The sequence below is a fragment of the Pseudoalteromonas sp. NZS71_1 genome, assembly GCF_015864305.1.
Taxonomy (GTDB): Bacteria; Pseudomonadota; Gammaproteobacteria; order Enterobacterales; family Alteromonadaceae; genus Pseudoalteromonas; species Pseudoalteromonas arctica.
The window spans coordinates 1-13,471 of sequence record NZ_JADYXM010000019.1 but is presented as its reverse complement, the minus strand read 5'-3'; the positions used below and the strand labels follow the sequence as shown (position 1 = coordinate 13,471).

General features: G+C 39.0%; 11 protein-coding genes and 1 pseudogene. 6 read left to right on the top strand and 6 right to left on the bottom strand.

What is annotated here, in order from left to right:
- Positions 1-158 precede the first annotated feature (158 nt).
- Positions 159-758 carry a peptide-methionine (S)-S-oxide reductase MsrA gene (gene msrA, locus I6F43_RS18555; RefSeq protein WP_165735155.1) on the top strand — a complete coding sequence of 200 codons (600 nt, stop codon included), beginning with the start codon at positions 159-161 and terminating at the stop codon, positions 756-758.
- Positions 759-842: 84 nt separating this feature from the next.
- Here msrA and I6F43_RS18550 read toward each other — a convergent pair whose 3' ends face one another.
- The 4 genes from I6F43_RS18550 to I6F43_RS18535 are packed head-to-tail and all read right to left on the bottom strand — an operon-like array spanning position 843 to position 6,453.
- Positions 843-2,954, bottom strand: a complete 2,112-nt coding sequence (locus I6F43_RS18550; protein ID WP_197103519.1) for a TonB-dependent siderophore receptor — start codon at positions 2,952-2,954, stop codon at positions 843-845.
- A 24-nt stretch (positions 2,955-2,978) separates the two neighbouring features.
- A complete protein-coding gene (locus I6F43_RS18545) occupies positions 2,979-4,292 on the bottom strand; it encodes a DUF3526 domain-containing protein (protein WP_197103517.1) in 1,314 nt (437 codons plus the stop codon).
- Positions 4,289-5,737, bottom strand: coding sequence for an ABC transporter permease (locus I6F43_RS18540; RefSeq protein WP_197103515.1), 1,449 nt, complete (start codon positions 5,735-5,737; stop codon positions 4,289-4,291). Before I6F43_RS18540 ends, I6F43_RS18545 begins: the two co-directional genes overlap by 4 nt.
- Positions 5,737-6,453: an ABC transporter ATP-binding protein gene (locus I6F43_RS18535; protein WP_231614112.1), complete on the bottom strand. Its 717-nt coding sequence runs from the start codon at positions 6,451-6,453 to the stop codon at positions 5,737-5,739. The genes I6F43_RS18540 and I6F43_RS18535 overlap by 1 nt, the downstream gene beginning before the upstream one ends.
- Before the next feature lie 472 nt (positions 6,454-6,925).
- On the opposite strand from I6F43_RS18535, the gene I6F43_RS18530 reads away from it, so the two are divergent.
- From I6F43_RS18530 to I6F43_RS18510, 5 genes are all read left to right on the top strand, one after another.
- Complete coding sequence (locus I6F43_RS18530) at positions 6,926-8,188, top strand: hypothetical protein (RefSeq protein ID WP_197103511.1); 1,263 nt, start codon at positions 6,926-6,928, stop codon at positions 8,186-8,188.
- A 2-nt stretch (positions 8,189-8,190) separates the two neighbouring features.
- Positions 8,191-8,637 carry a hypothetical protein gene (locus I6F43_RS18525; protein WP_165726070.1) on the top strand — a complete coding sequence of 149 codons (447 nt, stop codon included), beginning with the start codon at positions 8,191-8,193 and terminating at the stop codon, positions 8,635-8,637.
- Positions 8,624-10,252 carry a sensor domain-containing diguanylate cyclase gene (locus I6F43_RS18520; RefSeq protein WP_197103509.1) on the top strand — a complete coding sequence of 543 codons (1,629 nt, stop codon included), beginning with the start codon at positions 8,624-8,626 and terminating at the stop codon, positions 10,250-10,252. Before I6F43_RS18525 ends, I6F43_RS18520 begins: the two co-directional genes overlap by 14 nt.
- Before the next feature lie 162 nt (positions 10,253-10,414).
- Positions 10,415-11,116: a metal-dependent hydrolase gene (locus tag I6F43_RS18515; RefSeq protein ID WP_197103507.1), complete on the top strand. Its 702-nt coding sequence runs from the start codon at positions 10,415-10,417 to the stop codon at positions 11,114-11,116.
- A 351-nt stretch (positions 11,117-11,467) separates the two neighbouring features.
- Complete coding sequence (locus I6F43_RS18510) at positions 11,468-12,070, top strand: hypothetical protein (protein WP_024598370.1); 603 nt, start codon at positions 11,468-11,470, stop codon at positions 12,068-12,070.
- A gap of 254 nt (positions 12,071-12,324) precedes the next feature.
- Here the strand turns inward: I6F43_RS18510 and I6F43_RS18505 are convergent, their stop codons facing one another.
- Both I6F43_RS18505 and I6F43_RS18500 read right to left on the bottom strand, forming a co-directional pair.
- Positions 12,325-12,768, bottom strand: coding sequence for a hypothetical protein (locus tag I6F43_RS18505; RefSeq protein WP_024598369.1), 444 nt, complete (start codon positions 12,766-12,768; stop codon positions 12,325-12,327).
- Positions 12,769-13,208: 440 nt separating this feature from the next.
- Positions 13,209-13,471 (bottom strand): annotated as a pseudogene (locus I6F43_RS18500) (transposase); the annotation flags it as partial.

Here is a 13,471-nt window from a genome sequence, read left to right as displayed (position 1 = left end):
CAAGCCCTAACACTATAAAACTCATTTAAGCACATTATTTTACACCATAGATAAGTGTTAGCCTGATAATACAATGCCTCTACAATGAAATAGTATTAGCATTTAGCGGGTCTAACTTTACAAGCATTTATAAACTCACTCCACAGGTGGATAATTTTATGAAAAAATCACTCGCACTCGCATTAACATCTGCCGCAATATTGTTTAGCACATTTACTCATGCAGCTAAAACCGAAAAAGCCGTGTTAGCCGGTGGTTGCTTTTGGTGTATGGAAAGCGACTTTGAAAAACTAGAAGGCGTAACCGATGTAATATCGGGCTTTACTGGCGGTAAACTTAAAAATCCAACGTACAATGGTAATCATAAAGGCCATTACGAGGCCGTAGAAATCACTTACGACCCAGCCATAGTAAGCTACAAAGGCATACTTGATCATTACTGGGTTAATATTGATCCTTTTGATGCCAGAGGCCAATTTTGCGATAAAGGCCCTAGTTACTTAAGTGCTATATTTGTTGAAAACGACGAACAACGTAAATTAGCTGAAAAAACAAAAGCTGCAGTAGTTGCCGAGTTCCCTAATCAAACTGTGGTTACACCAATACTAAACGCAAGTACCTTTTACCCTATTAAAGGAAAAGAAAGCTTTCATCAAGATTATTACAAAAACAACCCAATCCGTTACAACACCTATCGTTGGCGTTGTGGTCGCGATAGCCGCCTAGAAGATATTTGGGGCGACAGAGCAACCCACTAGTATTTATTATTAAACGTCTTAAGTCACAAAAAAGGCTGCTTAAAAAAAGCAGCCCTTTCATTTGTATGATTTTAATGTGTACGTTTAAAACTTAAAAGTCGCACTTAACCTTACGCTACGCGGTGTCCCCGGTTGAACCCACGCATCAGCAAATGAGTTAGTGTAATAGGTTTCATCAAACAGATTGTCTACCTCTGCACGCATGCCAATTGACTCAGTTACATCAACATCAACAAATACACGCGCTGTTGTGTAACTTGGCAGCTCAAAATCGGTACCAAAAAAGCCGTTTCGTGAGCCTACATAAACCAAGCCTCCACCAAATTTAACGGCTTTACCATATAACTCAGACGATTTAACTAGCTGTAAACTAAATTGATGCTCAGGAATATTTAATAAAGAGCTTCCCGCTTCTACTGTATAGCCAAAGTTAGCATCAAAAAATGAGTTTTCAATAGTTGCATCAACATACGCATACGATAACCATAGGCTTACATCATCCGTTAGCTCACCGTTTATATCAATCTCTATGCCTTTGCTTTGTGCTTCGCCTATTGCAGCAAAAGTAAATGCAGTGGGATCGTCAACCACCAGCATGTTGTCTTGCTCTACTTTAAACATCGCGATAGTGCCAAATAAAGCGCCATCGTTTAAAGTAAATTTAACCCCTAACTCTGTTGAAGTAGATTGATTTGGTTCAAACCCATCGCCATTTGTATCAGTGCCTGATAAAGGCCTAAAGTTTTCGCCATAAGCGGCATAAAAAGATACAAACTCGCTCGCCTCATACACAACACCTAACTGGGGGCTAACACGTGACTCATTTTGTTTTGATTGTGTATCAGCTAAACGATTATTGAGTGTTTGTTGGTAGTCATCAAAACGTATACCAATACGTACATCAAGCTTATCGGTTAGGCTTATTTGGTCTTGTATAAATACACCTAACGACTCTTGCACTTCTAACTTATCGGTATTGGCCGTTGGCGTAGGTAACTCATACGCTCCATATACAGGATTAAAAACATTTATATACTGATCGCCACGTACACGAAGAACAAATTGATCATTTTCGAACTTATCAGAATCAACCCCAATTATTAAACGGTGATCCAACCCTGCAACCTCTAAATTACCTGTCACTTCGGCTCTAAATACCTGATATTTTGCATTGTAATCACGGTAGCGCCTAAAGCGATTTACTTCGCCATCAATCACGCCATCAAAACCAGTTTCGGTAGCAAACCCTTCAAGCGAGGTATCACGGTAGTTAGCGCCCAGCAATACGCTCCAATTATCATTAAAGTCATGAATAAACTCTAATTGATGGCCAAGTACGTCAGCCTCTATTGGGCCATCACCTGGCTCACCTAAAAAGCGGCTCTGTGGTATTAAACCAAGTTCGCCATCTATGGCTAATACGCCTCTATCAAAAGGGACCTCTTGGTCGCTGTATTCAAGCTCATATATTAGCTGGCTATTATCATTAATATTCCATGTTATTGATGGGCTAAAGCCTTGTTTAGTTGTTTCTATTGTATCGCGAAAGCTTTTTGCGTCTTCATAAAAACCAACCAGTCTAATTGCTACGTCGTCGCTAAGGGGCGTGGTGTAATCTACATCAGCGCGGTAGGTGTCAAAGCTGCCTACGCTTAGCTTTAGCTCGCCGCTTGTATCAAACGTTGGGCGCTTAGTAACGAGATTTACTGTACCGCCAGGTTCACCACGGCCAAATAAAGCAGCACGTGGACCTTTTAACACCTCAACCGATTCAATACCCGACAAATCACGTGAGCCACCAAAACCACGCCCGGCATTAAACCCATTAACAAGGTAATTGCTTGGCAAGTTTTCATCGCCTACAAAGCCACGTAGCGCAAAGCTATTCCAAAGCCCACCAAAGTTATTTTGACGCGCTACCGATGCCGATAAATCAAGCGCTTGATTTAAATTTATCGCACCTGCGTTTTCAAGCGCTTCTAAGTCTATTTTTAATTCTGATTGCGGTGTTTCTAAAGGGCTAAAATTACCTTGATAAGCTTGGCGCGAGCCAATCACTGCCAATCTTTCTATAGGGCTATTATTTACGCTGTCATCCTTTGGGGTTTGTTCAGCAGCCATAGCGTGGCTGCTAAACAAACTGACTAAGCATGCGCTTAAATAGCTGAGCTTTAGCCCATTTTTATTGGTATTCATTATAAACCTTGTTAATTAGTTGACTCATAAATTTTCTTTTAGCTTAACGCCTGTAACGTCAGGCTCATCCGTCTCATTAAGCATTGTTTTTTTAAAGCTAGGCATACTCTTAAGCGCAGCTTTAGGTGGGTTGCCTTTTATAAACAGCCAAGGGTAGTAAAACTCCCTCAAACTTTTATGAAATCCTCGCATACGGTATTCATATCTAAATGCAGCTAAAGCATCAGTGCTCGCCAATCGGGTAAAACTGCGTTGTAGCAATAGTGGTGGTGAAAACCACGATACAATCCCCGCTAGTTGATACTTTGTATGCGCTGCATCTCGATAAGCATGTGAAAGTTCACCTGCTTTTTCGTCTCCAACTTGCTGAAATGCGTAATACCATTTCCACTCAAACTCGCTTTGCATATCAACATGATCTTTCCACTGTGGATTTGATGCTACAAAAGCATCCATTGTGGTTTTCTTTGGTAAGTCCCATGCATCGTTAACCGCCTCACGCTGAGTAAGCACAATGTCGCCGCCCTTTGGTGAGTGAACCGTTTTGTTTATAACTAAATCGCCTAAAATAGGAATAATAAAGGCAACTAACACCCAAAAACCGATTAATGTTGAAGCAACACGCGGCGCACTATTGGCATTTTTGCCCCACCACACACTAAGCAAAGTCCAAAACGCAATGTAAATTACACATATAAAAGTAACAAACCCCACATCAGCAAGGGCCGAATGACTAAGCAATGTACCTACATAAAATGGCAACATTAAACACACTATTACCGCTATTAACCTTACAGCTATACGCGCCCCCCATAATGCAAAGTACGACTTAGCCGTAGTCACTAATAGGTCATGCCTACCGCTTGTTCGCTCATTAGCAAATAAATCATGAAATAGTAAAATAACTATCAGCGGTGCTAATGCACTAATTACAAATACAAAATCAATTTTACCTGCCTGCGCTAGCTCTGCGTTTTGTGAATCGCTCTCGTAAATTTGTCCCTCTAGGGCAAGTAAATTTAAGCGGTGTTTCCACGGATAAATATCGCGCTCGCCTAAAGCAGCAAACGCTAAATTTGAAGGTGCTGAATACGTTAAATGAAAGCTGTAATAGGCAAGCGAACCAGCATCACTGTATTTATTTTGTACGTTAGCTAATTCAGTTAAATCAGCCGTTTTTAAACGCTCAATAGTATATTGTTGCTGGCTTACCTCACTAAGGCCGCTGAAAACTGCAAACCCCGATATAGCAAATGTACATGCTAGTAATATCACTAAATATTTTTGACGAAGTAAAAAACGCCATTCACGCGCAAGTTGTTTTAATACATAACTCATAACAAACGCTTCCCTACAAATTTAATACCGCCTAACAGCACTGCAATCCAAATAAATAACTGTAAAAATGCAGGGATACTTCGCTGCGCTCTCACTTGTGCGTTATCTATATTAAAAGTAAAGTTTTGCAGTACTTGCCAATTTTGTGCACTGACACGAGCTTGCTTAGTCGCTTCGGTACTGGCATTGCGGTTCATATCGTCTTGGTAGCTAAGCTTTTCTACATGAACTTTGTTAAGCCCTTGCACAAAGTCAAAACGAAGCTGCTCGGTTTCACGCAAAAAGCGGTGATGAGTTTCAATACTCGTCCCTACCACTATCATCGATAACGACCGAATAGCCACCATAGGTGAAACCCAACCAAAATAACGAGATACCTTCGTTTGTTTAAGCTCAGCTTGCATACGTTGCTGGGCAAATTTGTTTAGTACGTTAGTCAATTTTGCTTCAGATTCGCTGGCTACTAATCCTCTAAAATTAACGGGTAGCTCATCTATACTTTTAACGTTGTACTTTTTAAGAAGTGATTGTTTAAATTGCATAAAGGCAGGGTCGTTTGCGTTATGGCCGTCGCCTAATTTTCTAAGTTGTGCTTTTACAGCAAAGTCTGTTTCTATTTTACCGGCAGATGGCACAGCTGTTGAGGCACTGGTACTTGCTACGCGTGGCATAACAATACACAGTAAAATCCACACAAAGGCAAGTGCGGTAAAGCTACCACTGTTTTTACTAAACACGCTCGATGCCAGTAAAATCAGTAATACCCACACAGTTAAATATAAAGCGTAGCCAACAACAAAACTTACAACTGCCAGTAAGCTTTCGCCCGCAGCAACCGTAAATAAAGCCGATACCGTAAGCGGAGTTAAAATTAAGCCCACAACAGAAAGTAGCGCCAATCCTTTACCTGCAATTAGCGTTACACCCGATGTACCTTGCGATAACAAATAAGAAAGCGTTTGCGATTCGCGCTCTCGGCTAATACCGCTGTAGCCAATTAATATTAATAATAAAGGTGCGAGTGTTTGCACAATAAATGCAGGCGTTAAACTGCCTAATTTAGTTAATGCAGTCCCTTGGCGACTATCTGCAAACATTGCGCTGTTTTGTCTGTGCCCTTCTAAAAATATAGAGTTGCCTGTGTAGGCATCAATACCCGGGTCAAGCGTACTAAGTGGTGAAGGCGTTCTAAATGCATAATGCCCATAATGCACCATTCTGTGTGGATGACGGTCGGGTTGATCAACAAAGCTTTTATCGCTAGTTGCCTGTAACTCATGCCGTGTGTGGCTTAGCTCCATCATGGTAATAGCCGTTACAATCACCGAAGCAACCGTGAGCACCAAACCAATAGCAAGCACGGTCATTGCTAATTTTGAGCGAAGCCAATAACGCCACTCATCTTTGGCAACAATCACCACCTTAGAAAAGTTATTTATACTCATTAAGCACCTCTATTAGCGTGATGCCCAAATGCAGCGTGTACTTGCTCGGTATCAATACGCCCACTTTGGGGCGCATCAAACTCTCCCACCAGCTCACCGTTTTTAAGTAAACCAATTCGATTAGCGACTTGGCAGGCACCGTATACATCGTGGGTAACCATTAAAATGGTCGCACCAGTTAATGCAAGTTCACGTACAAGTTGATTAAATTCATCAATGGCAACAGGGTCTAGGCCCGATGTAGGCTCATCTAGTAAAAATATCGGAGCTTCACGCAGTATCGCAAGTGCAATTGCTGTTTTTTGCCTCATGCCTTTTGAATAAGTTTGCATGTGGCGATCCCACGCATCGTATTGCAGTGCAACACGATTAAAAGCCGCGTTAATTTGCTCATCTGATTTTTTAATATCAGCGAGTGATAAAAAATATTCAATATTTTCACGAGCAGTTAAATGCGGATATAACGTAGCCGACTCTGGCAAATACGCTGTTTTACCTCGCACAAAATCAAGCGCTTTACTCACCTCTTTACCCGCTACTTTTACAGAGCCTTCGGTTGGTTTATTAAACCCAAGTAACGTTTTTAACGTGGTTGATTTACCCGCACCATTACCACCTAGTAGCGCATAAACCTCACCTGCAGCCACACTAAAGCTTAAGTTTTTTAAAATAGCGTTATTTTTAATACTAAAATTTAAAGAACTCACTTCAATCATCGCATCACTCAGGACGGCGTCTGCATTGCTAAGTTGTTTATCAAAAGTTTTAGGGGCAATTGTTGGTGTTTTATTAATTGCGGTAGGTGCTGTCACACTCAAACTCTATTTAGGGAAATTAGATGGCGTGAATGTTATACTATATCAAATGCCAATTGCAACAATATAACATCCCAATAGTTAACAAATAAGATAATTACGGTTACTTAGTTAATAGGTTACTTAGTTAATAAATTATTACTTTAGGAGGTAAAATTAAAGCAACTTAAATAGCCACTTTTAAGTGGAATTTATGATGGTGTTATGTGTGTTTATTTACAATTTAACGTAAATTAAAAACCAAGAATAAAGAGTGTAATTTTTTTAGCTTTACCATGCTAACGCCTTTGGTAAAATCTTATGTTGGGTAAGTTGGTAATTTTAAAAAATGTGCTATCTTTTTATTATCCATATCATAAAAATAAGCGCTAACATGTTGTTCCGAGGTACAATTGCCATAGCCATATTGGTAATTTCTGCTGCTAATAAAAGCGATGCAAATGAAGTAGACGTGCAATTTAGTGGTTTTGCATCTTTAACACTCAGTTACACTGACGATTCAGATATCGCCTTTGCATCTAATTATTTAAACGAAAACGATACAGGCTTTTCAGCAACGCGTGATTCAATTTTAGGTGGGCAAGCTAATATATCGCTCTCAAAAAATTGGGACTCTGTGGTTCAAGTAGTAGTACAAGATCATAGCTTCAAAAGTCTTGATAACTTTTTAGAACTCGCTTTTGTACGTTACCGCCCCTCACGCCATTGGGCTATTCGTGCTGGCAGGCTAAACAGCGACCTTTACTTACTCTCCGAATATCCTTATGTAGGATACGCCTATTTGTGGATCCGCCCTCCTCACGAATACTACTCTTTTGCAAACATTGCAGGAAATTACGACGGTGTGGATATTGAATACAGTAAAGCCATTGATGAAGGTTTTTTACGTTTAAAGCTCGCATATGGAAGCTCTACAGCAAAGTTAAAAGCCTATAATGACGACTTTTTTATTGATTTTGATAATTTAACCACCTTTAGTGCAACCTATTCACTAGACGCATGGACCGCACGTTTCTCTTTATCTAAATCTGATTTTGGTGACTATACGCTAACCTCATTGGATGATTTTTTAGCCTTACTAGACGCAGTACCACAAAGTATATGGCCACAAGCACAAACGATATCTAACAAATTTAATACCAAAGGCCACAGTATAGAATACGCGGCGTTTGGACTAACCTACGATCATAATAATTGGCTTATTCAATCTGAAGTAGGTATTTCGGAATCCGATTGGATAATAGCTCCATCAGTACTCAATACTTATATTAGCGCTGGTTATAGGGTAAACAATGCAATATTTTACACTAGCTTTTCAGCAGCAAAAAATCGTCACGATGTTATACAAGTAAACGAACCTGTTTTTTCACCAGGCATACCCGATCAAATTTCAGAACCAATACAACAGCTAGCACTTGCAACACAGGCTGCTATTAAGGTGCCTTATGTTCATCAGCATTCAATTAACATAGGTGTAAAATGGCAACTGTCGGAGCGATTAGCGCTAAAAGCTCAACTAGACCGCTTTGATATAAAGCCCGAAGGCGCGGGTTTATGGAGTCTTAGTAATCCTGCCGATGTCGACAAAGGCCACAAAGTACATATGCTCAGTTTGAACGCTAGTATGGTATTTTAACAATGATGAGCTATCGTAACTCACTCCTTTATGTGTTGCTGCCGCTATGCCTGCTGCTTGTTAGTGTTAATGCCAAATCTACAGAGTTTGTAGTAGTGGTAAATAAAAGCAATACAATTAACGCCTTGTCTAAGCGCGAAGTTATTGATATTTACATGGGCCGTTATTTAACGTTTCCTGATGGTGAAACCTCTAAGCCACTTGATTTACCGGCGCAATCAACATTAAAAAATGATTTTTACCTGCAACTAGTCAACAAAGATGAGCAAAAAATTAATGCTTATTGGGCAAGGTTATTATTTTCAGGGCGTGCAAAGCCTCCATCACCGTCAACATCCGTTGAAGATGCGTTAAACAAAATAGCTGCATCACAATTTGCAATTGGTTATATTCCTCAATCGCAAGTTACAGACGCAGTAAAAGTGGTATACACATTTGATAAAAATTAGCCAAGCACTCTACGTACGCGTTGCTCTATCAATCGCAATTGTCGCCATTGTAGTTACATTAGTATCGTCAACACTTTCTTATTACTCGGGTCTTAAAGAAAAGAAAAACACCAATTACCTACTCGTGCAGCAGTTAGCACAAACAATGGGAAAAACAGCCGCCATAGCAGCCTACCTAAACGACCGTGAATTAAGCCAAGAAATTATTAATGGCCTGCTAAGTAATGATCTAGTGCAAGGCGCAAGCTTAGAAGGAGAGGTAAACCCAAAAGGAGAAATGGATTTATTTATTGCAAGTGGCTCTACTAACAAGAAAAAAGAAGCTGTTTTAATTAAATTAGTTCACCCCTTTATAGAAGACACTTTTATAGGTGTACTGGCCATATACCCCGACGATAACTTTATTGAACAACAAGCACAGTCATCACTTATAAAAGAATTTATTTTAATGCTGATTCAATCAATCGTCATCGCTTTTTTTGTGTCGCTGGTTGTACGCAAATGGCTCACTCAGCCTATTCAAAACCTAACAGACAGCTTTGCGACAATTGACCCTACCAATCCCGAAACCATGACAATGCTAGAGTTTAAGCAAGGTAAGCGAGACGAAATAAGCAGGCTAACGCAAGGTATAAACGCCTTAATGCATGAGTTAAAGCTAACCATTAGTAATGAGCAATCTCTTCGTAAAAAAACTCAAGAACTAGAAGCTAAATTTAGACTTATTTTTGAACAAGCCAGCGCCGGTATTTGTTTATTAGATGACAAAAATATTATCACCACCTTTAACCCTGCGTTTAAACATTACTTTACCGTACCCGGCGAAGAAGAATTATCAACCTTGCACTTTCCTGCTCTGTTAAATAACGTTGATGAATTACAAAACCTACTTGCAGATATACGTTGTGATAAAAACCCGCCACAAGCAACCCTAGATATAGAGTGCAAAGTGGGCCATAAAACCATTTGGTTGCACTGCTTATTTGTTAGATTAACAGAGCAACGTGAAACAAAGCGAAGCGCTCATCAAGAACACTTAGTTGAAGTGATTTTACATGATGTAACTGAGCGCGCCGAACGCGAATTTCAAACCCGCTTTGAAGCCGATCACGACCCACTTACCGATTTACTTAATCGCCGAGCCGGTGAAAAACGCCTTAAAAAAGCGCTGCGCGAGTGCATTAAACACAATCAGCACCTAGTACTAATGATGATTGATTTAGATAAGTTTAAACCCATTAACGACACCTACGGCCACGAAGCCGGTGATAAAGTACTTATTGAAATAGCATACCGATTTAAAAAGCACTTTAACCAAGAAACCGACATATGCATCCGCCTAGGCGGTGACGAGTTTATAGTTGCAAGGCAGGTTAATACCTACAACAAAGCAGCCACGCGTGAGCAATCAATCGCTTTGCTAAATGAGTTACAACAAGACATTTATATTTCACAAAATAAAACATGCACCGTGGGTGCAAGCATTGGTATTGCAGTAGGCCCTAATGATGGTGAAGAGCTACTCGAATTAATGATCAATGGTGACAAAATGCTCTACCACGTAAAAGAAACAGGTCGAGGGCAAATTGCATTTTATGACGAGTTTAAAAAGTAAGATGGTTAATTGAGCTCTTTCAACGCAGTTAGCACTAAAAATGGCTACTAGAGAGTGATTTATAAGCAGAGCCAAGGTTATTTAAGCCCAATTTTTAAAGAACATTGAACAATAAACTTTTCAATTGATAGAATGCCCTACTTTTTCCCATCAAGAGATACAATGGCAAACTTCAATACTCATCTTAATACTGCCGTAATCATCACAGGCTTAGCCTCAGCCACCTTATTATCTGCAGGACATATTGAATTAAAGGGCGCACTCTGGTTATGGTTTTTAGGCTCAATCGGCGGCTTATTACCCGACATAGATTCAGATAACTCAACATCACTCGATACTATTTTTAACTTATTCGCACTCAGCGCTGTATTACTGGTACTGCATTACATAACCACCGAGCTCATTATTGAAATTAGCTTTATCGAGTTAATCGTAGTGCCATTATTGGTTTACGGATTTATGAAATATATTATTAGACCAATTTTTGAATGGATCACAGTACATAGAGGTAGTTGCCACTCTTTACTATTTATACTGTTATGCGCGCTATTAACGACTCAAGTAACATGGAAACTGAATGACCAATCAACCACACAAGCAGCTGTCTTTGCCTGGTTAACGGGTGGGTTTATTTTATTAGGCGGATTAATTCATTTATTGCTGGATGAAATTTACAGTGTAGATTTAAGCAATGTCACCATTAAACGTTCTTTCGGAACAGCTTTAAAAATAGCCGACTTCGATAATAAGCTAATTACGCTAGCATCAGTTATTGCCATTGCAGGTTTAATCTATGTTGCGCCCCCTACAAAGCAAACTATTACAGCGTTAAGTGACTGGTCTCATTTTACGTTTTTATCTTAACGCAGTAAGTATTAAGCCGTTTAACCACATACTCAAAATTAATACCCTTTTGATAATTAAGATAGTTAAACGTTGATTTACTGAGAGGGAATTAGTCGCTGCGCTTTTAGAGGGCATAAATGGCTTGAATCAAAACAGTTTTACCAATTTAATTTTGGGTTAAAAATCCAAAGCTTTAGCCTATTTATTATTAATTAATACTTTTATAGGTTTAGGTGAAATAATTAAATAGCTTTACCTGTCTTATAGGCTAAGTGTAAAAGCTAATTAGCTAAAAAGCTTCCTGTTTGACGTATTCAAACCTGTCGAATCTTTTTAAAGCATTAAATATAAAATTATAAGAGGTAAATAATGGAATTTACGAATAAACGCACCATGCTAATTACAGCATCGTTATTATTGGTATTGGCGATATCACAGGGTATTTATTCTGTCCTTTATAGTGCAGAAATTAGTTTTTCAAGGCAGGTGGCTTGGGGGCTAGAAGCGCTGGTATTTACTTTACTTGTTGCCTTTGCAGGGACATCTATGGTGCAAGCAAAAAACGCCCAACTAGGCTGGTCGGCTATCGCGTTTAGCGCAGTACTTAACATAGTACAGGTGAGTATTGGCCTTACTTTGTTTTCTACATTTGGAAAAGTTGCGGGCACAGTAGAAGGCGCACAACCTTTAATTGGTGGCGTGGTTTCTTTGTCATTCATGATTTACTACGCAGCTAAATTATTATTGGGATTAGCAGCTCTTGTTTTTGGCCTGTCTTTTATAGCTAAAGGCGGCAAAGCAATTGGCGGACTTACAGCCTTAGCTGGCGGAGTTGCAATGCTTGCCAATGGTATTTTAATTACCTTTGGCCGTGATGGATTCCTTCCATCAGCTGTTGCTGGCGCTTCAGGCATGATTGCAACGTTACTTTTAGCAATATGTTTAATAAGCCTTTACCGTAAAGCAGACTGAGGCTTAATACCTTACAAGTAATGTGCTTACTTAAATAAGTTATAAACATCAGCGTATATTAGAGATCTAATTCGCCGATGTTTTACGTTTAAAGTATACGCTTAGTGCATTCCTAGTTTGTTCCCTCTTAGTAATCTAAAGACTAATTAACAAAGAGGATATGAGGCGCTTCGCTTTTAAAGAGGATAATGGCTTATATCAAAGCGATTTAACTCAGTTAAGCTTTGGTGTATGAAGTCAAGATTTGACTTCATTTATTCTCGTAAATTCTTGTTACTTACGCTTTTTAATAAATCGAATTTCGTAATGATATAAACAGGTTCTTTTTTACATTCGACTTTATAAAGATATTGATTTTTAAGAAAATTAGTTTTTTCTTTTATTAAACTAATTTGCTCCCATGGTATTAAAAAACTCCTGGGAAATAGTAGAATCAACATCCGTTTTTGGCTTATAAATATACCTTGCTGAAATGATTTGATATTTAGCCAAGTCCGATATTCACTGTTTTTCTCACGAGAAATATCTGCCACATTCGTCAAGTACATACTGCTTGATTTTAAAAGTGAGGAATCAGAAATAATTAAATCCGTTTTATATTCTCTAGCTAGTTTAGGGTAATACCCAATAATGCTTTGGATATAATTGACTAAAATATAGAACAATAAAAATAAAATTAAGCATATAACAAAGTCCATTTTTTAATACTCCGAAAACTTGCTCTGCACTGCTGACTAAGCTGAAATTTAAGATGGCTGATGAGATGGACGCTCCCCAAAACGGCGTCAATGCGCCAAACTGGTAATTGAACTCACTCAGTTAAAAGGGAACGTCCGTCATGAAAATTAGCACATTATCAATTGATTTGGCAAAAAATGTATTCCAAGTCGCTGGCTTTAATTCTAACCATCAGCGACTAAACTAGCGACTAAACTAGACAGCCACTTTAATTGAACAAACAAAACTATGCCAAAAAATTCGCTCTTCAGGTTAAGAATTTATCTTTTATTACTGGGTTACTTTATTTCATCCGTTAAATGAGTCATTAGCCATATTAAACCTAAGTTACACGCATGAAAATAACTGCATAATGCAGTTGTGATTTATTACTGAATAGTTTTATTGAGTAGCTTAAGTTTTATGCGAGTAGCTTTTCGCAATTGCTAATATTTGATCGCCGTTTACGCTTTAAATTTTCACAGTAACTTGCTTGTGAAGTGGGCCTACCTACTGCACCATGGAATACGCGCGTAAATTGTGTGGTGAGTTTTAACCAGTTTTCTGGGGATATATTAAGCCTTTCTAACAAAGGAAGGTTCATATTATCAATATGCCCACGCTTATCCTCTCGTATTATTCGCCCTGTTAGCTCAACAAGTTCAAGGTACGATTTAAGCTCAA

Excerpts from the sequence above, each read along its gene's own strand:
- msrA (WP_165735155.1), top strand. The coding sequence starts at position 159 with ATGAAAAAATCACTCGCACTCGCATTAACATCTGCCGCAATATTGTTT.
- I6F43_RS18550 (WP_197103519.1), bottom strand. The coding sequence starts at position 2,954 with ATGAATACCAATAAAAATGGGCTAAAGCTCAGCTATTTAAGCGCATGC.
- I6F43_RS18545 (WP_197103517.1), bottom strand. The coding sequence starts at position 4,292 with ATGAGTTATGTATTAAAACAACTTGCGCGTGAATGGCGTTTTTTACTT.
- I6F43_RS18540 (WP_197103515.1), bottom strand. The coding sequence starts at position 5,737 with ATGAGTATAAATAACTTTTCTAAGGTGGTGATTGTTGCCAAAGATGAG.
- I6F43_RS18535 (WP_231614112.1), bottom strand. The coding sequence starts at position 6,453 with ATGATTGAAGTGAGTTCTTTAAATTTTAGTATTAAAAATAACGCTATT.
- I6F43_RS18530 (WP_197103511.1), top strand. The coding sequence starts at position 6,926 with ATGTTGTTCCGAGGTACAATTGCCATAGCCATATTGGTAATTTCTGCT.
- I6F43_RS18525 (WP_165726070.1), top strand. The coding sequence starts at position 8,191 with ATGATGAGCTATCGTAACTCACTCCTTTATGTGTTGCTGCCGCTATGC.
- I6F43_RS18515 (WP_197103507.1), top strand. The coding sequence starts at position 10,415 with ATGGCAAACTTCAATACTCATCTTAATACTGCCGTAATCATCACAGGC.
- I6F43_RS18510 (WP_024598370.1), top strand. The coding sequence starts at position 11,468 with ATGGAATTTACGAATAAACGCACCATGCTAATTACAGCATCGTTATTA.
- I6F43_RS18505 (WP_024598369.1), bottom strand. The coding sequence starts at position 12,768 with ATGGACTTTGTTATATGCTTAATTTTATTTTTATTGTTCTATATTTTA.